The organism is Ruegeria sp. CDSA193 (assembly GCF_059611885.1).
In genome coordinates this window covers 227,898-248,041 of sequence record NZ_JBXWPN010000002.1, presented here as the reverse complement: position 1 = coordinate 248,041, position 20,144 = coordinate 227,898, and the positions used below count along the sequence as shown (strand labels likewise).

Annotated in this window: 18 protein-coding genes; 9 read left to right on the top strand and 9 right to left on the bottom strand. The window is 56.5% G+C overall.

Features of this window, described 5'->3' with window-relative positions:
- Nucleotides 1-70 precede the first annotated feature (70 nt).
- The 5 genes from AC2FLG_RS04170 to AC2FLG_RS04150 all read left to right on the top strand — a co-directional run bounded on the left by AC2FLG_RS04170 (nt 71) and on the right by AC2FLG_RS04150 (nt 4,604).
- Nucleotides 71-1,000 carry an AEC family transporter gene (locus AC2FLG_RS04170; RefSeq protein ID WP_496705100.1) on the top strand — a complete coding sequence of 310 codons (930 nt, stop codon included), beginning with the start codon at nt 71-73 and terminating at the stop codon, nt 998-1,000.
- Between the two features lie 103 nt (nt 1,001-1,103).
- Nucleotides 1,104-1,937, top strand: a complete 834-nt coding sequence (gene fghA, locus AC2FLG_RS04165; protein ID WP_496705098.1) for an S-formylglutathione hydrolase — start codon at nt 1,104-1,106, stop codon at nt 1,935-1,937.
- 3 nt (nt 1,938-1,940) lie between these two features.
- Nucleotides 1,941-3,389 (top strand): Si-specific NAD(P)(+) transhydrogenase, encoded by a 1,449-nt coding sequence (gene sthA / locus AC2FLG_RS04160; protein WP_142636327.1) that lies wholly within the window; start codon nt 1,941-1,943, stop codon nt 3,387-3,389.
- A complete protein-coding gene (locus tag AC2FLG_RS04155; RefSeq protein ID WP_281972917.1) occupies nt 3,386-3,841 on the top strand; it encodes a YaiI/YqxD family protein in 456 nt (151 codons plus the stop codon). The genes sthA and AC2FLG_RS04155 overlap by 4 nt, the downstream gene beginning before the upstream one ends.
- Before the next feature lie 142 nt (nt 3,842-3,983).
- Nucleotides 3,984-4,604, top strand: coding sequence for an HAD family hydrolase (locus AC2FLG_RS04150; RefSeq protein WP_496703206.1), 621 nt, complete (start codon nt 3,984-3,986; stop codon nt 4,602-4,604).
- Nucleotide 4,605: 1 nt separating this feature from the next.
- Here the strand turns inward: AC2FLG_RS04150 and AC2FLG_RS04145 are convergent, their stop codons facing one another.
- Entirely contained in the window at nt 4,606-5,844 is a 1,239-nt protein-coding gene (locus AC2FLG_RS04145; protein WP_496705096.1) for an MFS transporter, read from the bottom strand.
- Between the two features lie 146 nt (nt 5,845-5,990).
- Between AC2FLG_RS04145 and zapE the strand changes: the two genes are divergently transcribed.
- Complete coding sequence (gene zapE, locus AC2FLG_RS04140) at nt 5,991-7,049, top strand: cell division protein ZapE (protein WP_496693759.1); 1,059 nt, start codon at nt 5,991-5,993, stop codon at nt 7,047-7,049.
- Between the two features lie 59 nt (nt 7,050-7,108).
- Here the strand turns inward: zapE and AC2FLG_RS04135 are convergent, their stop codons facing one another.
- From AC2FLG_RS04135 to AC2FLG_RS04120, 4 genes are read right to left on the bottom strand one after another with little or no spacing between them, the layout of a single operon-like run.
- The gene (locus AC2FLG_RS04135; protein WP_496705094.1) at nt 7,109-8,383 is read right to left on the bottom strand and encodes a bifunctional folylpolyglutamate synthase/dihydrofolate synthase; all 1,275 of its coding nucleotides are present in this window, start codon (nt 8,381-8,383) and stop codon (nt 7,109-7,111) included.
- Complete coding sequence (gene accD / locus AC2FLG_RS04130) at nt 8,380-9,297, bottom strand: acetyl-CoA carboxylase, carboxyltransferase subunit beta (RefSeq protein ID WP_142636339.1); 918 nt, start codon at nt 9,295-9,297, stop codon at nt 8,380-8,382. Before accD ends, AC2FLG_RS04135 begins: the two co-directional genes overlap by 4 nt.
- A gap of 59 nt (nt 9,298-9,356) precedes the next feature.
- On the bottom strand, nt 9,357-10,253 hold the full coding sequence (locus tag AC2FLG_RS04125; RefSeq protein WP_142636342.1) for a CPBP family intramembrane glutamic endopeptidase: 897 nt from the start codon (nt 10,251-10,253) through the stop codon (nt 9,357-9,359).
- Entirely contained in the window at nt 10,246-13,344 is a 3,099-nt protein-coding gene (locus tag AC2FLG_RS04120) for an ABC transporter transmembrane domain-containing protein (protein WP_142636344.1), read from the bottom strand. The genes AC2FLG_RS04125 and AC2FLG_RS04120 overlap by 8 nt, the downstream gene beginning before the upstream one ends.
- Nucleotides 13,345-13,590: 246 nt before the next feature.
- Here AC2FLG_RS04120 and AC2FLG_RS04115 point away from each other — a divergent pair, with 246 nt between their 5' ends.
- Together AC2FLG_RS04115 and AC2FLG_RS04110 are read left to right on the top strand one after the other, a co-directional pair.
- Nucleotides 13,591-14,352 carry a DUF6478 family protein gene (locus AC2FLG_RS04115; protein ID WP_496705092.1) on the top strand — a complete coding sequence of 254 codons (762 nt, stop codon included), beginning with the start codon at nt 13,591-13,593 and terminating at the stop codon, nt 14,350-14,352.
- Nucleotides 14,353-14,362: 10 nt separating this feature from the next.
- Nucleotides 14,363-14,710 (top strand): hypothetical protein, encoded by a 348-nt coding sequence (locus tag AC2FLG_RS04110; RefSeq protein ID WP_496705090.1) that lies wholly within the window; start codon nt 14,363-14,365, stop codon nt 14,708-14,710.
- 74 nt (nt 14,711-14,784) lie between these two features.
- Here AC2FLG_RS04110 and AC2FLG_RS04105 read toward each other — a convergent pair whose 3' ends face one another.
- Nucleotides 14,785-15,483, bottom strand: a complete 699-nt coding sequence (locus tag AC2FLG_RS04105) for a helix-turn-helix transcriptional regulator (RefSeq protein WP_496705088.1) — start codon at nt 15,481-15,483, stop codon at nt 14,785-14,787.
- 133 nt (nt 15,484-15,616) lie between these two features.
- On the opposite strand from AC2FLG_RS04105, the gene AC2FLG_RS04100 reads away from it, so the two are divergent.
- On the top strand, nt 15,617-15,973 hold the full coding sequence (locus tag AC2FLG_RS04100; protein WP_496691585.1) for a VOC family protein: 357 nt from the start codon (nt 15,617-15,619) through the stop codon (nt 15,971-15,973).
- 125 nt (nt 15,974-16,098) lie between these two features.
- On the opposite strand, the gene AC2FLG_RS04095 is transcribed toward AC2FLG_RS04100, so the two are convergent.
- From AC2FLG_RS04095 to gpmI, 3 genes are read right to left on the bottom strand one after another with little or no spacing between them, the layout of a single operon-like run.
- On the bottom strand, nt 16,099-17,439 hold the full coding sequence (locus AC2FLG_RS04095) for a S41 family peptidase (RefSeq protein ID WP_496705086.1): 1,341 nt from the start codon (nt 17,437-17,439) through the stop codon (nt 16,099-16,101).
- A 6-nt stretch (nt 17,440-17,445) separates the two neighbouring features.
- Nucleotides 17,446-18,576: a murein hydrolase activator EnvC family protein gene (locus tag AC2FLG_RS04090; protein WP_281995101.1), complete on the bottom strand. Its 1,131-nt coding sequence runs from the start codon at nt 18,574-18,576 to the stop codon at nt 17,446-17,448.
- Nucleotides 18,573-20,090: a 2,3-bisphosphoglycerate-independent phosphoglycerate mutase gene (gene gpmI, locus AC2FLG_RS04085; protein ID WP_496705084.1), complete on the bottom strand. Its 1,518-nt coding sequence runs from the start codon at nt 20,088-20,090 to the stop codon at nt 18,573-18,575. Before gpmI ends, AC2FLG_RS04090 begins: the two co-directional genes overlap by 4 nt.
- Nucleotides 20,091-20,144: the final 54 nt, after the last annotated feature.

The window sequence follows — 20,144 nt, the reverse complement described above, 5'->3', positions numbered from 1 at the left end:
CGTAGTTCGTTCGGCGGGGCCTGATTGGCCAGGGGTTGCCGCCAGAGAAAACCGTGCTAACACTCTGGCCATGGCTGATATTTTTCTGCGTACGCTGCCGTTCTTTGCGATTATCGGCCTGGGGTATTGGGCTGGGCGCAGTCGGTTCTTCTCGGAAGAAGCCACGGCCTATCTGACGAAATTCGTGTTCTATTTCGCACTTTCGGCAATGTTGTTCCGCTTTGCCGCCACCCTGCCCTTTGCCGAGATATTCGACGGCAGATTGGTCGCGGGCTATCTGCTGGGAACGCTTACGGTTTATGCTCTGGCCAGTCTGATCGCGTGGATGCGCGGCCTTGACATACCAACCTCTGCCGTCGAGGCCCAATGCGCTGCGATCGGCAATGTCGGCTTTCTGGGGCTGCCGATGCTTGCGCTTTTGTTCACCGAAGCAGCAATCGGCCCGGTCATGCTGGTATTGACTGTCGACCTTGTGGTGTTTTCCTCGCTGATCGTGATTTTGATCAATGCCGGACGCGATGGGCGGCTGACGCCGGCAACATTTCGGTTGATTGGCCTCGGTTTGCTCAAAAACCCGATGATCGTATCTATTTCAGCGGGGCTTTTGTGGTCAGCCTTCCAAATTCCCGTGCCCGGTCCACTGAACGATTTTCTGACAATCCTGGGCGGGGCAGCCACTCCGGGAGCCTTGTTTGCGATAGGGGCATCGCTCGCCAGCAAATCCGCCGAGCGTGTTCAGATCGCTGCCTGGCTGAGTTTTTGCAAGCTGATCATTCATCCGCTCTGCGTTGCTGTCTTCGTAATCTGGCTGATCCCGGCGGAAGGCTTCTCGGCTTCGGTTGCCATTGCAGCGGCAGCACTGCCGGTCGCTGGGAATGTCTATATGCTGGCGGCCTATTACGGGGTCGCACCCCATCGGGCTTCGGCCGCAATTCTCTTGTCTACCGTGGTCAGCATCCTGACACTGCCGCTGGTGATTGCCATAGCCGGAACATTCTAAGCCACAGATAGGGAAAATACTCGCTGGCCGCAGGAACACAGACTTTACGCACGGACCGAGTAACGATAGCCATGGCGCGAACCTAACGTAAGGACGGAACCAAATGGAAACCCTTTCGGAAAACGCTTGTTTCGGAGGCGTCCAGGGCGTCTATCGCCACGCCTCGGCTGCCTGCCAATGCGACATGACTTTTGGACTGTTCCTGCCCGCCGAGGCAAAGGACGGCCCGGTTCCGGTTCTATGGTATCTGTCTGGTCTGACCTGTACCCATGAAAACGCCATGACCAAGGCCGGGGCGCAGGCTTGGGCCGCGGAACAGGGTATCGCCCTTGTTTTCCCTGACACATCCCCGCGCGGCGAAGGCGTTGCCGATCACGAGGACTACGATCTGGGCCAGGGCGCGGGGTTTTATGTGAATGCCACGCAATCACCCTGGGCACCGCACTTCAACATGTGGGACTATGTGGCCGAGGAATTGCCGGCTCTGCTGGTTGAAACCTTTGCAATCGACGCAGACCGCCAGGCCATTACCGGCCATTCCATGGGCGGCCATGGCGCCCTGACATTGGCAATGAACCTACCGGGCCGGTTCCGATCGGTTTCGGCATTTGCACCGATTTCAAACCCAACAAGCGCCGATTGGGGCCGCAAACAACTGAAGGCATATCTGGGCGATGACGCGGCCAAATGGGCCAAGCACGACGCATCGCTGATGATGAAGAACACCGGTTTCGACGGCCCTGTCCTGATCGACACCGGCGACAATGACCAGTTCATCGACCTGTTGCGCCCCGAGGCGCTGGCCCAGGCGATAGCCGAACGTCGCCAACAGGCAGTTTTCCGTCTGCAGCCCGGCTATGACCATTCTTACTTCTTTGTGTCGACCTTCATGGAAGACCACATCACTTTCCACGCCGAAGCACTGTATGGAGACTGAGGCATGAGCAAATACGACTATGACCTGATCATTGTCGGGTCCGGCCCTTCCGGTCGTTCGGCGGCGATTCAGGCAGGCAAGTTGAAACGCCGGGTGCTGGTTATCGACCGCAAGGATCGGTTGGGTGGGGTCTCGGTCCATACCGGGACCATCCCGTCAAAAACTCTCCGCGAGACAGTGCTGAACCTGTCTGGCTGGCGCGAGCGCAGCTTTTACGGGCGCTCGTACCGGGTAAAGGATCAGATCCGGGCCGAAGACCTCAAGGCTCGGCTGCACATGACGCTGGACCATGAGGTCGATGTGCTGGAACATCAGTTCAACCGGAACCACGTGGAAACCTTAAATGGTCTGGCAAGATTTGTCGGTCCCCACGAGATTGAGGTTGCAACCGACGCAGGCGAAACCACACGTCTGTCCGCCGCAAAGTTCCTGATCGCCACCGGAACCAAGACCTATCGTCCCGATTATGTGCCCTTCAACGGGAAGACCATCGTCGATGGCGATGATTTTCTGGAGATGGCCGAGATACCGCGCTCGCTATGCGTGATCGGGGCCGGTGTAATCGGTGTGGAATATGCCACGATGTTTTCCGCGCTTGATGTACGTGTCACCCTGATTGAACCCCGCGAGACCTTTCTGGATTTCATCGACAGCCGGCTGATCCACGACTTTACCCACCAAATCCGCGAAAACGGTGTGGATTTGCGACTGGGCTCTGCCGTTGAAAAGATCGAAGATGGAGGTAGCCACGTAGAAGTGACGCTCGAGAATGGACGACATGTCCGGGCCGAGATGTTGCTGTTTGCCGCCGGGCGGATGGGCGCGACCTCGGCCTTGAATCTGGATGCGGTCGGGCTGACAACCGATCACCGCAACCGGATTGAGGTCGATCGCAAGACCTATCAGACAGCGGTACCGCATATCTATGCGACCGGAGATGTAATCGGACATCCCTCGCTGGCATCAACCTCGCTGCAGCAGGGGCGCGTGGCGGCATGTCACGCGTTGGAGACCCCGACCCTGCCGGAAAGCCCCTGGTACCCTTACGGCATCTATTCGGTGCCCGAGATATCCACCTGCGGCATGTCCGAAGAAGAGTTACAGGAGCGCGATATCCCTTACGAGGTTGGCGTCGCGCGATTCCGCGAAACTTCTCGCGGGCATATCATGGGGTTGGAACATGGCATGTTGAAGATGCTGTTTTCGCTGAAAACCCGCCGGGTTCTTGGTGTGCAGATCGTAGGCGAAGGCGCGACTGAGCTGATCCATATCGCACAGGCTGTATTGAACCTGAAAGGCACAGTGGATTATTTCGTTCAAAACACATTCAACTACCCGACCTTGGCCGAGGCTTATAAGATCGCTGGTCTGGATGCGTTCAACCGGATGCCCATCCCCGAGGAATTCAAAGTCAAGAAGAAGCCTGCCGAGAAACAGGCAAAGAAAGCGTGACAACCCTGTACATAGACGCAGATGCCTGTCCAGTGAAGGCCGAGGCCGAGCGTGTAGCGACCCGACATAAGATTCCGATGGCTCTGGTATCGAACGGTGGCCTGAGGCCTTCGGCCAATCCTCTGGTACAGGTTGTGATCGTGTCCGCAGGTGCGGATGAGGCCGATAAATGGATCGCAGAGCGTTGTGGTACAGGGGACGTGGTTGTGACCTCTGACATTCCTTTAGCCGCGAAATGTGTTGAAGCAGGTGCGCGTGTATTACGTCACAACGGCGAGGCCTTTACCGCCGCCAATATTGGCCAGCAACTGGCGATGCGGGACCTGATGGCAGACCTGCGTTCGGCAAACCCTCTGGGCGCAGGGGGCGGTGGCAAGCCTTTTGGCAAGGCCGATAGGTCCCGGTTTTTGGATGCGTTGGAACGGGAATTGCGGGCGGCACTAAGGGCGTGACCCTCCCGCCCGTCACAGACGCATTAGAGATGCGTCCCCTCCGGTTGGGCCGGGCAGCGCTGCGCGCTGCAGTTTCTGTCTTGAAAAGCGCAGCAAGGATTGATTCAGTCAGCCCCAGCAGAGATTCTAAGAAGGATTATTCATGCCAATAGAAGCGGTGGTTTTCGACATCGGGAATGTCCTGATAGAATGGCAGCCAGAACGCTACTACGATGCGGTTATTGGTGAAGACCGTCGCCGGGCCATGTTTGCCGAGGTTGACCTGCATGGAATGAATGATCTGGTTGATCAGGGGCATCACTTCACGGACACCATCTATGGCTGGGCTGATAAATATCCCCAATGGCGGGATGAAATCCGGATGTGGCACGACAAATGGATCGAATTGGCCACGCCCGAAATTCCCCACTCGGTACGACTGCAACGTGCGCTGCGGGCCAAAGGCATCTCGGTCTTTGCGCTCACAAATTTCGGGGTGCAGAATTTTGAGTATGCAACCACGGTCTATCCATTCCTCAACGAGTTTGACCGGCTGTATGTTTCAGGTCGCATGCAGACAGTGAAACCGCATGTCCCGATTTACGAGATGGTCGAAGCCGATTGTGGTCTGGCGCCCGAGACGTTGTTGTTCACCGACGACCGGATCGACAATATCGAAACGGCGCAGGCGCGAGGCTGGCAAACGCATCATTTTGAGGGCCCGCTAGGATGGGCAGACCGGTTGGTGGCAGAGGGGCTTTTGACCCGCGAAGAGGCCCGCTAGATTAGGCTGCGACGGGTAGCGGCCGGTTCTCGCGGATGGGAAGGTGAACGATGGCGCTGAAGGCGCCGATGGCCACGCCGATCCACCAGACAAAGGTGTAATCTCCGTACTGGTCATACATGCGGCCGCCAAGCCAGACGCCAAGAAAACTGCCGACCTGATGGCTGAAGAAGATGATGCCGTAAAGCGTACCCATGTAGCGCAACCCATACAAATGTGCGACGAGCCCCGAGGTCAGTGGAACCGTTGCAAGCCAGAGCGAACCCATGACCAATGAGAATACAACGACCGTGATTGGCGTGATCGGCAGGATTATGAAAGCCGCCGCTGTAAGCGTGCGGGCGGCATAAATAGAGGCCAGAAGGTATTTCTTGGGAAAGTGCATTCCGGCCCACCCCGCCAGCAATGTCCCTCCGATATTGGCCAACCCGATCAATGAAATCGACACAGCCCCTAATGCGGAAGTTGTCGTTATACCAATGGAATCCAGTATTCCACCCGGCTGAATCGGGCCGCACATTTCGGTAACGAAAGCGGGAAAATGCGCTGTGATAAAGCCAAGCTGATAACCACAGCTGAAAAATCCCAGGAAAATCAGGGTATAAGACGGGTCCCGGAAGGCCTTGCCCAGAATTTGCCCCATGCTTTCTTCGATTTCGGCTTTGGTTGCGGCTTGGGGCGCGCGCATGAAGGGCAGAGTCATGACCAGTGCCAGGATGGCAACGGCAAACACGATGAAAACCTGTTGCCAGGGCATAAAAGACAAAAGCCATTCCGCCGTTGGAGCACCCAAAACCTGGCCAAAGCTTCCTGCCGCTGTCACGACGGCCAGAGACATAGAGCGGTTATGATCAGAGGACGCCCGTCCAACTACGGCAAGCACGACACCAAACCCCGTGCCGGCAATCCCAAAGCCCACAAGCCAGGCGTACATCTGATGCTCGAAAGGGGTAACGGACCACGCCGACAACACCATGCCCGATGCATAGGTCAATGCCCCGAGCACAATCGCACGGCGATCCCCCACCTTCTCGGCGATGGCGGCAAAAATGGGTTGTCCAATTCCCCAAGCGAGGTTCTGGATCGCAATCGCCATCGAAAAATCGGAGCGCAGCCAGCCGAATTCAGTCGCAATGGGGATCTGGAATACGCCAAAGGATGCCCGCACTGCAAAACTGACTGCGATAATGATGCAGCCGACGATCAAGATCGGATTTAGCAGGCGCGCGTGTTGGGGCATTGAATCCTCGGAATGGCCGAGCCGCGACGGTACCCAAATTTGTACCGTGGTCAATTCAGGAGTTTTGACGCCGCGGATAAGCAAAATTGATGCATCTTCCAAATGCCTGCTTTTCAACGCCCAGAGGTGAAGGTATCCCTCGGGATATGTCAGATTTGATATCGCTTTACGAGACACGCATCGCCGATGGCACTTTGACGCGGGACGATGCGCAAGAGGCTGTCCTTCCGCATTTCGAACGCATTCGCGCGGCCTTGGCTACCCCGGTCAAGCGTGGTTTCTTTCGCAAGACACCCCCGCCGCCCCAGGGACTTTATCTGTGGGGCGGAGTTGGTCGTGGCAAGTCGATGTTGATGGATATGTTTGTCGACGCGCTTGGCGACATCCCCGCCCGTCGCGTCCATTTTCATGCTTTCATGCAGGAAATCCACGCGGGAATGCATAAAGCTCGTAAGGACGGAGTTGAGGATGCGCTTGCACCGGTCGCGGACTCGGTTGTTAAATCCGTAAAACTGCTGGCATTTGACGAGATGCAGATCACCGATATCACCGATGCGATGATCGTCGGGCGGCTGTTTGATCTTTTGCATGCTGGCGGGGTCGTGGTCATCACCACATCCAACCGGCACCCGGACGAATTGTACAAGAACGGCTTGAACCGCCAGCTCTTTTTGCCATTCATCGCGCATATCAAGGAACAGCTTCAGATATGGGAGCTGGTCTCGCCCACTGATTACCGACAGAACCGTCTTGAAGGTGCGCCAGTCTATTTCACGCCGATCGGCCCCGAGGCTCGACAGAATATCCGATCCGTCTGGAACGATCTCGCGGGCGGCGCGGCGGAACCGCTGGTGTTGCAGGTAAATGGCCGTGCTGTCGAATTGCCGGCCTTTCGGAACGGGATAGCCCGAGCAAGCTTCTATGATCTGTGCGGACGGATGCTGGGCCCTGCAGATTATCTGGCCGTTGCCGAGGCGGTCAAAGTTCTGGTTCTGGAGGACATCCCGCGCCTGTCCCGGAATAATTTCAATGAGGCCAAGCGTTTTGTGACGTTGATTGACGCCTTGTATGAGGCGCGGGTTCGCCTGATCTGTTCGGCGGCCGCAGAGCCCGAGATGTTGTATGTCGAGGGTGAAGGGACGTTCGAGTTCGAACGCACTGCCTCGCGACTGCGCGAGATGCAAGCCGAAGATTGGGGGGCATAGGGGCGCTGCCCTGTCACGTTTTGCGCGCCTCCCTCAAGGTATTTCGGCCAGGTGAAGACCTATCCATTTTCGCGTAGGATGTTGCCCGCCAAATAGAGTGACCCGCAAATCAGGATACGGGCCTGAGGGTCTTGGTCTGTGATTTTCTGCAGGGCCGCGGATACACTCTCTGCAGTGTCGGCTTTCAAGCCAACCTGGTCAGCAGCCTGCGCCGTATCTTCAGCGCTAAGCGTCGCGGCCTCACCCGGTATCGACACTGCGGTCAGGCTTTGAGCCTGCGTGGCAAGCGGTGCAAGATAGCCAGCGACATCTTTGGTGTTGAGCATTCCGCAGATCAAATGTGTCGGAGATTGCGGTAATTTTTTCAGCACTTCAGCAAGCGCAATTCCCGCGGCGGCATTGTGCCCACCATCCAGCCACAGCTCGGCCTGTGCGGCCTGTTCAACAAGCGGGCCGGATTTCAGACGCTGCATCCGTGCTGGCCACTCGGCCTTGGTAACGGCGGCCTCATAGGCCTGATCACCAAGTTCGAGATGGCGCAATACCGCTATTGCCGCACCCGCATTCTGAATTTGATGTGCGCCAAGCAGGTTGGGCAGCGGCAGATCCCGCAGCCCGATTTCGTCCTGATACACAAGACGTCCGTTTTCCTCGGTCACATGCCAGTGCTGACCGTGTACCAGCAATGGGGCGCCCAGACGGGCCGCTGTATATTCGATGACCTCAAGCGCTTCGTCCTGCTGTGGGCCGACGATACAAGGGACGCCCGGCTTGATGATCCCGGCTTTTTCGGCAGCGATCTTGCCCAACGTGTCGCCTAGAAACTGTTCATGGTCGATGGAAACCGGCGTGATAACCGTCACGGCGGGTTCGTGCACCACGTTTGTTGCATCCAGGCGCCCGCCAAGGCCGACCTCAAGCAAGGTATAATCAGCCTGTTTGCGGGCAAAGGCCAGGAGGGCCGCACAGGTCGTAATCTCGAAATAGGTGATGTTCTCACCACCATTGGCGGCATAGCACTCATCAAGGACGTTTGTCAGTTCGGCTTCCGAAATCAACTCACCTGCCAGCCGAATACGCTCGTGAAACCGGGCAAGATGCGGAGAGGTATAGGCGTGAACCGTTTTCCCCGCCCCTTCCATACCGGCGCGGATCATAGCCTGCGTAGACCCCTTGCCATTTGTCCCTGCGATATGAACGACCGGAGGCAATTTGGTCTGAGGGCTTTCCAGTGCGGCAAGCAAACGCCACACCCGATCCAGCGTCAGGTCAATGATCTTGGGATGCAGCGCCATCATCCGATCAAGGATGACGTCTGACGATGGCGAAGTCATTCCTGATCCGCGTCTTTCTCTGGGGCTTCGGGGGTGGGCGCGGGCAAATCACCTTTGACCGCAGGAGGCTGATTCATCAGCATGCGGGTAATCGTGATCAATTCGTCACGCATTTCGGTACGCTTCGTTACCCGGTCCAGCATTCCGTGGTCCAGCAGGTATTCTGCGCGCTGAAATCCTTCGGGCAGCTTTTCCCGAATGGTCTGTTCGATCACGCGCGGGCCTGCAAAGCAGATTAGCGCATTGGGTTCCGAGATATGGACGTCGCCCAGCATCGCATAAGAAGCGGTCACGCCTCCGGTGGTAGGATGGGTGAGTACAACGATATAGGGCAGTTTTGCCTCTTTCAGCATCTCAACCGCCACGGTGGTTCGCGGCATCTGCATCAAGCTCAGGATGCCTTCCTGCATCCGAGCGCCACCCGCTGCCGAGAACAGGATCAGCGGGCGTTTCAACTTAACTGCCTCTTGCGCGGCCGCAATGATGGCATTGCCGACATACATACCCATCGAGCCGCCCATGAACGAGAAATCCTGGGCCGCTGCCACGATCGGCGTACGTCCGATATCACCTTTGGCGACCAGCATCGCCTCTTGCTCGCCAGTTTTCTTCTGCGCTGCTTTCATTCGGTCGGGGTATCTCTTCTGGTCCCGGAACTGCAGCGGATCATCTTTGGGAGCGGGAACATCGACCTCGGTAAATATACCACCGTCAAACAGGTGCCCGAACCGGTCGCGCGGAGTGATCGCCATATGATGATCACATTGGGTGCAGACATTCTGGTTTTCCGCCAATTCGCGGTGGAACAGCATCGTGCCGCATTCGTCACACTTGTGCCAAAGGTTTTCGGGGACTTCCCGGCGTGAGAAGATCGAATTAATCCGGGGACGGACGTAGTTTGTGATCCAGTTCATGTCGGAACCTTGCTAGTACGGCGTTGACGTCACATAAGACGCTACGGAAAGAATTGCAATCAGCGCCTGAGCGCAAGGCGCGCGATAAACCAGCTGACAATCATCACGGCAAAATCCACATATAACCATTGCCGCAATGTCAGAGTATCGGTCATATCAAAGGGCAGTACAAATAAGGCAAGACCGCTGAGGGTGTCAGGTAGCGAGACAAACAAGAGCGCTATGACATTGTTGAAAAAATGCAGCGCTATGGCCGGGCCCAGGGTTCCCGCCCGCGCGGTCAAATCCGCAGCCAAAAGTCCAAACAGACCAGTCCACAGCACCAGCAACTCTGCATTGCCGCCCGCCGCATCGGGCGAATAGTGCCCCACCGCGAATAGAAGCGACGGTACCCCCATCCAGATGATCGGAGAACGGAATCGCGCCGCCAGGCTTTGCTGCATATATCCGCGGAAAAGCAGCTCCTCTGCACTGATTTGGACAAACACAGCCAATAGCGACAGAGGCAGGAATACCAGCCAAACCGAAAAGGACAGGTTTTGAACAAGCGGCGCGTCCATAATGACGTGCGGCACGGTTACGATAACCACGCCAAGCACCATCAGGGCGCGCAGCACAAGCCAGAACTGTCTGGCCGCTTTGCCCCGAGTCCCTAAAATAGAACCCAGGGACCGTTTCTGAAACTGTCGCGCTGCGGTCCACACACCAAATGTGACAAACCCAAAGCTTGACAGCAGGATCACCATCGAGATCGGGGTCGAGCCGTTCATCAACCCGCTGGCCCATTCCTGCGGTCCGGCCACGGTTACGACTGCAAACAGGATCAGATTGAAGACGGTTGCAACGACTACGATTGTTGCCAGGCCGGCCAGCAGGCGCCACAGCTGTGGTTTGTCGCGTGCGTCGGCGACCAGTTGCTCATGCGGGGCGTAAGAGGGCGCGCGGATTTCAGACATTCTGGTGGGAACTTTCGGTCTGGTCCTCATCATCGAAGAACAAGGTCGATGCTTTGGTGGCGTTGATCTTTTCCGAAATGGTTGTCAGGTATCCGGCAACTGTTTCAAGCAACTGAACCGCAACGCTTGCATCGCTTTCGATCACCGCGCGCAGTTCCACTGCACCAATCCGCAGGAATGAACAGTTTTCGCCTGCCACAAGATCCAACTGCCTGGTCTCACCGGTGATAACAGACAGGTCACCGATCAGGCGCCCGGGTTCAATGACAGATATGGACCGGGTCGAACCGTCCTCTTCGTGCCACATCAGCTTCGCATGACCCGAAATGCACAGATAGGCCGCATCCGGCGCCTGCCCACGAGAGAAAATGACCTGACCAGCGGCAGCATCATACCACTGCGCCGAAAACGCCAGCAATCTCTGGTTGCGACCGTCGATATTGGCAAAAAGCGGAGTTGACGAGATAATCTTCAGCTTGCGGCTGAGGTCAGCGGTGGTGCCGGATTCTTGTTCGAGCTGCGTTTTCGAGACACCGTCAATGCGGCCATCCTTGATTTCAACAAACAGATCATAGGCCTCGGGATGGGCGAAACTGTCCTCCATGAAAATCATGATGGAATCGGGCAGCAGTTCGCGCAGTTTCAACCGGGTGCGTAAACGGCTCTCAGAGTCATGGCTGGCCAACGCTTTATCCAGGATTAGCAAATCCGGCCGTTTAATCCCGGCGCGCGAGAAGGCAATTCGTTCCTGAAAGACGGTTGTCAGATTGTTCCCACCCAGCCCTGCGGACAGATCATAGACGATGGCCGCTGCCTGTCTGCGCAGACCAGCGGCATTGATCACTTCGGCAACCACATCCTCTATCTCGTCAGCATGAGCTCCAGCCGTCACAGACACCCGCCCGAAAAGCGCATTTTCCATAACCGTCATACGCGCGATGTATGTGTCCGGTGTGACCGGTACAAATATCTCCTGCAGGCTTCCACGTAACCTTTCGCCCTGTTCAGTGCGGATTTTCAGAATCTTCTGTTTGTATTCATCCGGGAAATCAGGGCCAATCTGTTCGGCGGTCAGCAGGAACGGAACAGTCAGAAGAAAGGCGTGTTCGCGCTGCGATAGCTCGTCAACTCCTTTTGCCTTGCGCTTGTCTTCGATCGCCAGCAGCCGGTGGAACATATCCTTGCTCAAGCCCAGGCGCAGAAAAAGCGGATGGTCGGTTCCGTCCCGCCCAAACGCATGGTTCAGCGTTTCCAGAACAGCGCTTGAGATACTCAGAGCGTCGTCATCAAGCTCATGTGTACGCAGCATCTGCATGAACCGATTATCGCCGGCCAGAATGTCCGGCGAGATTTCCTGCGATGGTGCCGCATAAAGAAGGTTGCCGCCCAAAGGCACAGTTGGGTTGAACCTGTCCGGATCGAACCGGTAGACAAAGCGGTCCAGATCTTTTTCCACCAACTTGTCATGGATGGGGCCACGGAGGTCGATGATATTTTGCACAAACTCGGGATGCTGATCCGGATTCAACTGGCTGCGCAGGGTGCGGCGGAACATGAATTCATCCGTTCCCATCGCCTCGACCAGCTTGAACCACCAATCCTGGATGTCGTCAGTGTTGTTGAGCCCGGCCAGACCGGGATCAATCCATTCATCTGACAGCGAATCCACCGAGTTCCCCGCTCGCGCGGCCTCGATCTGGCGGCGGCTAGGGGCCCTGGCGGCGTCGGCTTCATGCTGAGGGCGTGTTTTCAGGGGCATCATCAGGTTGTCCCCAATCGACCCATCAAACAGATATGGTCGAGAATAGGCATATCCGATCCGCGCCGCGATGACGGATTGGTGCAAAGATTGGATGTCATGTCCGGCAATCGTGACGTCGCCCTGAACCGGCAGCAATTCGCGGGTCAGCAGCTGAGCCAATGCCCCTCTTTCGGCCGCATTCGAGGATTTGATGGCCACGCGGGCCCCTTTGGGTATGACGAGGTCTATATCCTCGAGAACAGTTTTCCCATCGTTATCCCGAACGGTAATATTCTGCAGCTTGATCTCGCCAGTCAGATGCGGAATGGAATCAGGCTCGCCCTCGAACAGCTCTTCGGGCACCATGTTGTCGGGTGCGAAGCGTTCGGTCACGATTTCCCACCGCAACGACATGTCCTGAACCTGATTGTAATAGGTCAGCAGATCCTTCCAAGGTCCGCTAAGATCCTTATATGCTCCCAGTGCCGCCACCAGCGCGCCCACTGTTACCTCGCCCGTGATCGCCAGGTATCCGCCCACCGAATAAAACAGAAACGGGGTCATCTGAGTGATCAGATTGTTGAGAAACTTCATGAAGAACTTTTTGTTATAGATCTTGAATCGGATCTCGAACAAAGTTCCCAAACGATGGCTGAACTGGGCCAATCTGTGCCGCCAGCCTCCGTTGGTGCGCAGATCACTGATCCCGGCTGCGCTTTCGCCGATTTCTGAGCTCAAGCGCCTAACTTCTTGAATTCGGTCTTTGTTCAACAGGTTGATCTGGCGCTGCAATTTTGGAATCAACCAAGCCTGCAGCGGGATCAGCGCAATACTTGCAAGACCAAACCACACGCTTTGCATGAACAGAAACGTCACAATGGTCATCATCTGACCAAACTGGAATACGGGTTGTGCGATCGCATCCCCCATCAGGCCGCCCATCGGTTCAGCTTCGGACGTGATCATCGACACCAACTCGCCCTGACTGGTGGTGGCAAAATAGGATTTCGGGAACCGCAGAGTTCGGTGGATCAGCGTGTACCTCAGTCGGCGTAACATGCGTTCGGCCAACACACCTTTCATGGTGTTGATCCGCATTTTCATCAGACCGCTGGCGATGACCGTCGCCAGAAAGGCCAGACACAGAATCAACAAATACTGCACCTGCGTCACCGTAACTCCTAAGAAAGTTACCGAGCTGCCTGGTGCACCAATCGCATCGTTAATGATCTGCTTGGGCAGCTCCAGTGATGCATAGAGGAAGGGAAAAGAAAACAATGTCAGCAGCAACAAAACCAGTTGCTGTTTCTTGGAATGCTTCCAGATGAATGCGAATAGAGTGGGTTCCATGCCCCGTCTTTGCCTCGGAAATATTGCTATAGGGTTGTAACGGATGGTCCACTGCAATCAGGTGTCAGACGGTACGCACTGACCGGGTCGATTGCAAGAACGGCGCCCTCCGTAACAGGTCACAACTTTGCTGCCTAGCCAAAAGCGTGTTCACATTTTCGGTAATTTACCGACGCTATGATGCAAATCGGCTTTATCCTCGGGTGGATATCCGACAAAAGATGTGTGGAGCAATAGATTGGGATCATGGGCAAGCTACTGGATCGCTATATTCACCGCAAAGCACTGACGCGCTGGCAGCGGGACGCCCGGGCAGCGCCCGAGGCTGTGCTTTCTGAATTGCGGCTGCAGCGTGATGATGCACGTCGCTTGCGATCCGAGCTGGATGCGCTGATCCTTCAGGCCAACAGCCGCCTTACACGGCCTGTGGCGGGATCAACCCATTTCCCGAAACCGTTGGGCACCGACTGGAGCTGGAGGCCCGAGCTGTGGCGCTATCCTCAGCCCCGCCCCGGTGTCGCCTCGGCCCCGCGTAAGGCTCGTATCAATGATGAGGCAACGCTGTTTCACGACTGTCCACGCCAGGAAATCAGCACGCGCCAGATCAGGAACACGCGCAAGCATGATCTGTCACCGTTCAGCTTGGCGGTCGAGGTTTTTGGGTTCGAGGGATCATTTCTCTCTCTCTCTATCGAGCTTCCACAAGAGGCTGTGCAAGAGCTGACGCGGCAGCATCTGATCCGAGTCGATTGCCATATTGAGGCCGAACGCCCACAGGAATTGTTCGCGCGGCTCAATATTCGACACGGCCCAAACGCCGAACAGGTTCTGCGCAAACTTGATTCCACTGGTCCTTCTAACAGCGTGGATTTTGATCTTGCACATTTACAACTGAATGAACGCCGCATGGACAAAGTCTGGCTGGATATCATTCTGGATAATCCTCGGATGAACCGGATAGTGTTGCAGGACCTGACCGTCTGTCGCCACCATCGCGCCGATTTATGAGAACCTTGCCATGACCGATCTGATACTCACATCACTGGGCCTGGAAAATGGCACCTGGATGGGCCACCTGCAGGCCGATACGCAGCCCGAGATCAGCGTGTCCTACCGTGGTGACGCGCTGGATGAGGTTTACCTGTCGCCAGCAGACACCGGGTGGGAGCTTCGTGTACAGGTGCCTGATGTGGCCCTGTCTGACGGGGTCCACAGTTTTGTAATCTCAGATTCCGTTTCAGGGTTTAAACTGGGCGGGTTCTCGATCATTGCAGGAAACGCCGCCGCCGATGACCTGCGCGCCGAACTGGACCTGATGCGGGCAGAGCTTGATATGCTAAAACGAGTCTTTCGCCGGTCTCAGTAGGCGGTAGAAGTGCGGACGAAGTGCGTGCCTATAATTCAGGCGTCATTGTCCGCATACGGTTGGCCATGACCCGATCACATCGAAGAATCATCAATTACCAATGAGGGTTGAAATTTTTCTTTCGGCAGGAGCTTGAAGCGCGTTTCGCCCATTGAGGCCCCAAGCATCCGGTCGCACCGAAATGTCCTTGGTTCGTTTCTCAGACGGTCGATCGCAACGACGTACCAAATGGGATACTTCAACAAGAGATACTGAGGCTCAATTTGCCGGTTGGAAATAACACCGTCTTCTCTTTGATATAGCAGCTCCAAGACCTTCTGATCGACGAAAGCCTGATGAACCGCTTGCACAATCCTTTTTGGTGGGGCGCTCGCGCTGGCTTGAACATAAGTCGAAGCCGTGACGCCTATGATAATACGGGACTTGAGCTGGTTCACCTTGTTGCGTTTCTCGGGTGAAAACGAGGCCACAAGCTGCCGCCTTACCGAAGCCAAGTTCGCAAGCAACATTGGTGATTTCATCTGCTCTGCGACAGCAATGCTGATTAGCAGATCGACCGCCTCAGCGTATGTCAGGTTCATGCGACCAACGCCCCAGTTGCGGTCGAGGCGCACACCTCCTCCACGACCGCGATCAGCGTCTATCTGCATGCCTTGGTCCCGCATAAGCACAAGGTCGCGGGCTATCGTGCGCATACTGACACCATGCTGTTGCGCCAAGTCTCTAACCGTACAATGGGCATCTTGCTTGAGTTGAACCGCAAGCAATTCCAATCGCCTCAGTCTGTTGTGTGTATTAGCCCGTGCCATGAATCAAATAAGACATAAAATGGCACATTAGTCGATATAGCTTGGATCACTGAAACCAATGCCTGACGCAGGCCACTCACTTGCAGGAGCTAAATCGATGAAAATGAATTACTTTGTTGTCGGAACGAATGACATGGCAGCTGCAAGAACCTTCTACGACACACTGTTTTCGCAATCGGGTCTCCAAAGCATGTCGCCTTCAGAAAGAATGACTTACTGGCTTGGAAAGGATTTTGCCTTCGCCGTGGCCAAGCCCTTCGACACGTTGCCGGCCACTTACGGTAATGGAACGATGGTTGGATTTTGCGTTGGTGGCCACGCAGAAGTCAGAAGGCTGCACGCTTTAGCCACAGATCTCGGGGGTGATTGTGAGGGAGCCCCCAACCAACGCGGGCCAAAGTTCTCTGCATATGTTCGAGACCTGGATGGAAACAAGATGTGTTTTTCTGACTAGCTTTTCACAGAGCGGACGTTGGTTGGGAGACAACATAGGTGGCATCGGGCTCTAAACAGCCACCCTATCTCGATCGGCAGCGGCCCCATCAGGAAAAGGGCCGCCTGTTAGGCGGCCCGGTTTCTTTATTGCGATGGCCCGTCCGGGTTGAAGGCTGACAGCCCCTTGAGGATGTCGATGGCATAGGCCAGCTGGTAATCCTCTTCCCGCAATTCGGCGGTGGCTTCGGCCTTGGCCCTATCTTCTTCGATCTGGCGGATTTCATCCTCGCTCAGGCTGTCATTGTTCAGACTGCCACGCAGATCAGCCTCGGAACGGGTGTTCCCATTGGCCTCTCCTTCCTCGGTCTCCGGGGCTGGGCGGGGCTGTTCAACGATGATGTCGGGGCTGACACCAAGCGCCTGAATAGACCGGCCCGACGGCGTGTAGTAGCGCGACGTGGTCAAACGCATCGCGCCATCGCTCCGCAGTGGCATGACAGTCTGGACCGAGCCTTTGCCGAAACTTTTGGTTCCCACAACGATTGCGCGGCGATGATCCTGCAGCGCGCCGGCTACAATCTCGGATGCTGAGGCGGACCCGCCATTGATCAGCACCACAATCGGCTTTCCTTCTGCCAGATCACCCACAGTTGCGTTGAAACGCTCACCATCGCTTGGATCGCGGCCACGGGTTGATACGATCTCACCCTCGTTTAAGAATGCGTCCGAAACCTTGATTGCCTGTGTCAGCAGACCACCGGGATTGTTGCGCAGGTCCAGAACGACACCATTCACCTTGTCGATCCCTCCGGCCTCTTCGATCTGCTCGGCCAGGCCTTCCTGCAAGTTGGGATAGGTTTGGTCGTTAAAGGTGGTCACACGCAGAACCACACTGGTCCCTTCGGTGCGCGCGCGTACTGCCGTCAGTTTGATCGTGTCGCGGATGATAGGCACGTCAAAAGGTTCCTGTTCACCCTCGCGGACAACGGTGATCACGATTTCCGAGCCCACCGGCCCGCGCATCAGATCGACCGCCTTGTCCAGGGTCAGGCCCAGTATGCTTTCGCCATCGACATGGGTGATGAAATCTCCGGCTTCGATCCCGGCCTCATCCGCAGGCGTATCATCGATCGGCGAGACAACTTTGACAAAGCCCTCTTCCTGCGTGACTTCGATACCCAGACCGCCAAACTCGCCACGGGTCTGGACCCGCATCTGTTCGGCATCATCCGGGGACAGATAGCTGGAATGCGGATCCAGCGAGGTCAGCATACCGTCAATGGCCGCCTCAATCAGGTCTTCGGGCTCAACCTCTTCGACATATTGCGCGCGGATGCGTTCGAAAATATCGCCAAACAGATCCAGCTGTTCATAGACACTGGCCTTGTTTTCGGCTTCTTGGGCAAGCAACGGACCGGCGATCTGCGTCGTTACAATCAGGCCTGCTATAGTTCCAGCCAAACCGGCCATCACAAATTTCTTCATACTCGTTTATCCATCCTTGTCGGTCCGAAACCACGATTCCGGGTCCACGGGGCTGTTATCCTGTCTTACCTCTATATAGAGCGTTTCTGATCGGTCAGTTCCAGTGCCATCACCGCTTGTTGACAAAATTGCGCCGATTTCCTTCGATTCTGCAGGCATCAATCCGACTGGCGTCCCCCGGGGAATCACCTGACCGGCTTCTCCGTAGACCTCTTGTAGCCCGGAAAAGACAAATAGAAGCCCCGGTTGCGGCTCGAGGATCACCAGATTCCCCAACTCCAGTAGTGGCCCGCGATACCGTATCGTGGCCGCCGTTGGCGAGGTGACTATTGCGCGCGGTCGGGTGCCCAATACGATACCAGGGCGTTTGACACCGGCCGCATCAGTTTCATTTGCCCGGTGCAGGATGATGCCCTGCGTCGGCAGCGCAATCTGACCCTTGATACTTGATATATCCGCATCCGTTTCGGCGATTTGCCCTTCGGAGATCTGGGAAAGCCCGCTGGCAAAACCGTCAAGCGTTTCAGTCGATGAGATCAGGATAGCAGTGCGGATCGGGTCCTCGACAAAGCGCCGCGGCAAATCCGTTCGGTCTGCGATGGCGGTGCTGAGCTGGGTGCGGGCGTTCTGTACGCCGGTCAGCCCCTCGACCAGGGTTTCCGAGGCGCTTTGCTGCAGCAGTCGCAATGTGCGTACTTCCTGAAGATCACGCGCGAGGGACTGCGCTTTTGCGTTCAGGCCCGGTGTGACCTCGGACAACATCATACCGGCCCGGGCCGAGCCCAACGGCCCCGACGGGTGCAACATCAGAACCGGAGGCGCCGTGGTTTCGATCGTTTGCAATACGCCCAACAGCTGTGCCACATCCTTTTCCCGACTGCGCAATTCGGCTGTTAGCTGGGCTTCGCGTGTTGCCGCCCGTCGTAGGCCATCCCGCATGGCCGACAGACCAGCCTCATAAGCCTGTATGGTTTCGGTCAGGGCACGGACCCGGTCGCGGGCGCTTTCGGCCTCGGTCAACGATACTGATGCCTGCTCAAGCATCTGCGCTGCATTTAATGCAGCGGTCGCGGGGTCGGTCTGGGCAACCGCCCTGGATGCAAAGAAAATCGCCAGAAGCAGCGCACGAAGCGTCATGAAAGCAGGCTCTTTCCAGTCATTTCAGGGGGCTGATCCAACGCCATCAGTTCCAGCAGTGTGGGCGCCAGATCGGACAGGCGACCATCCCGCAAGGACACCCCTGCTGGTCCCCCGACCAACGCCACAGGCACGGGATTCAGCGTATGGGCTGTATGCGGCCCACCGGTTTCGGGATCGACCATCATCTCGCAATTTCCATGATCGGCCGTTACAATCATTGCGCCCCCCACTTTTTCTAACGCGGCGACGACTTGCGCCAGCCCTTGATCCACAGCCTCACAGGCGCGGATTGCCGCTTGCAGGTCGCCGGTATGCCCAACCATATCCGGATTGGCATAATTGGTTATGATCAGATCATAGCCCGCCCCGATGGCTTCGACGAATTTTGCGGTCACTTCGGCCGATGACATCTCGGGTTGCAGGTCGTAGGTCGCCACTTTTGGCGATTTCGGCATAAAGCGGTCTTCGTGCGCCTCGGGCGTTTCCTTGCCGCCATTGAGGAAGAAGGTCACATGCGGGTATTTCTCGGTCTCGGCCAGACGGAATTGGCTGAGCCCATGTTTCGCCACCCATTCACCCAGGGTATTCACGATTTCGCGCTTGGGGAACATCGTGGTCATATAGGCGCTGTGCCCGTCGGAGTATTCGACCATGCCCAGCAGGGCTGAAAGCTGCGGGCGCGGGCCGGTGTCGAAATCGTCAAAGCCGGGTTCGCCAATCGCTCGCAGGATTTCACGAGCCCGGTCGGCGCGGAAGTTGAGGCAGAAGAAACCGTCTCCGTCTGATATGCCGTCATACCCGGTGAGAACTGTCGGGACGATAAATTCGTCCGTTTCCGACTGCTGATAGGCCTGATCCACGGCATTGCGCGCCGAAACAGCGCTGCGCCCCTGCCCTTTGATCATTGCACCATAGGCTTCGCTGACACGTTCCCATCGGTTGTCGCGGTCCATGGCAAAATAGCGCCCGCAGACCGAGGCAACACGGGCGCCGTCGGGCAAGCGTTCCTCAAGCTCTGTGATATAGGTCAGCGCTGATTTCGGGGCCACATCCCGGCCATCCGTAACCGCGTGCAAGGCAACGGGCACACCAGCATCCGTTATCGCCTTTGCCGCAGCAATGATATGGTTCAGGTGGCCATGCACTCCCCCGTCCGAGACCACCCCCAACAGATGTGCGGTGCCACCTGCAGCCTTTACCCTACCGATAAAGTTCTGCAGCGCGGAGTTGGCAAAGAAAGAACCGTCCTCAATCGCCAGATCAATCTGGCCCAAATCCATCGCAACAACGCGGCCAGCCCCAATATTTGTGTGACCGACTTCGGAATTGCCCATCTGACCACTTGGCAGACCAACATCCGGACCATGGGTGATCAGCTTGGCGTGTGGGCCCTTGGCCATGATCGCATCAAATGTTGGCGTGTCGGCAAGGTAAGGCGCATTGGCCTCGGTGTCCTCGGACAGGCCCCAGCCATCAAGAATACACAGGACGACGGGTTTGGGGGCGGTCATTCGGCTCTCCGGGTTTGTTGCTCTTGGTTGGTCTTGTATCGCCTGCCCCGCGCA

Excerpts from the sequence above, each read along its gene's own strand:
- AC2FLG_RS04170 (WP_496705100.1), top strand. The coding sequence starts at position 71 with ATGGCTGATATTTTTCTGCGTACGCTGCCGTTCTTTGCGATTATCGGC.
- fghA (WP_496705098.1), top strand. The coding sequence starts at position 1,104 with ATGGAAACCCTTTCGGAAAACGCTTGTTTCGGAGGCGTCCAGGGCGTC.
- sthA (WP_142636327.1), top strand. The coding sequence starts at position 1,941 with ATGAGCAAATACGACTATGACCTGATCATTGTCGGGTCCGGCCCTTCC.
- AC2FLG_RS04150 (WP_496703206.1), top strand. The coding sequence starts at position 3,984 with ATGCCAATAGAAGCGGTGGTTTTCGACATCGGGAATGTCCTGATAGAA.
- AC2FLG_RS04145 (WP_496705096.1), bottom strand. The coding sequence starts at position 5,844 with ATGCCCCAACACGCGCGCCTGCTAAATCCGATCTTGATCGTCGGCTGC.
- zapE (WP_496693759.1), top strand. The coding sequence starts at position 5,991 with ATGTCAGATTTGATATCGCTTTACGAGACACGCATCGCCGATGGCACT.
- AC2FLG_RS04135 (WP_496705094.1), bottom strand. The coding sequence starts at position 8,383 with ATGACTTCGCCATCGTCAGACGTCATCCTTGATCGGATGATGGCGCTG.
- accD (WP_142636339.1), bottom strand. The coding sequence starts at position 9,297 with ATGAACTGGATCACAAACTACGTCCGTCCCCGGATTAATTCGATCTTC.
- AC2FLG_RS04125 (WP_142636342.1), bottom strand. The coding sequence starts at position 10,253 with ATGTCTGAAATCCGCGCGCCCTCTTACGCCCCGCATGAGCAACTGGTC.
- AC2FLG_RS04120 (WP_142636344.1), bottom strand. The coding sequence starts at position 13,344 with ATGGAACCCACTCTATTCGCATTCATCTGGAAGCATTCCAAGAAACAG.
- AC2FLG_RS04115 (WP_496705092.1), top strand. The coding sequence starts at position 13,591 with ATGGGCAAGCTACTGGATCGCTATATTCACCGCAAAGCACTGACGCGC.
- AC2FLG_RS04110 (WP_496705090.1), top strand. The coding sequence starts at position 14,363 with ATGACCGATCTGATACTCACATCACTGGGCCTGGAAAATGGCACCTGG.
- AC2FLG_RS04100 (WP_496691585.1), top strand. The coding sequence starts at position 15,617 with ATGAAAATGAATTACTTTGTTGTCGGAACGAATGACATGGCAGCTGCA.
- AC2FLG_RS04095 (WP_496705086.1), bottom strand. The coding sequence starts at position 17,439 with ATGAAGAAATTTGTGATGGCCGGTTTGGCTGGAACTATAGCAGGCCTG.
- AC2FLG_RS04090 (WP_281995101.1), bottom strand. The coding sequence starts at position 18,576 with ATGACGCTTCGTGCGCTGCTTCTGGCGATTTTCTTTGCATCCAGGGCG.
- gpmI (WP_496705084.1), bottom strand. The coding sequence starts at position 20,090 with ATGACCGCCCCCAAACCCGTCGTCCTGTGTATTCTTGATGGCTGGGGC.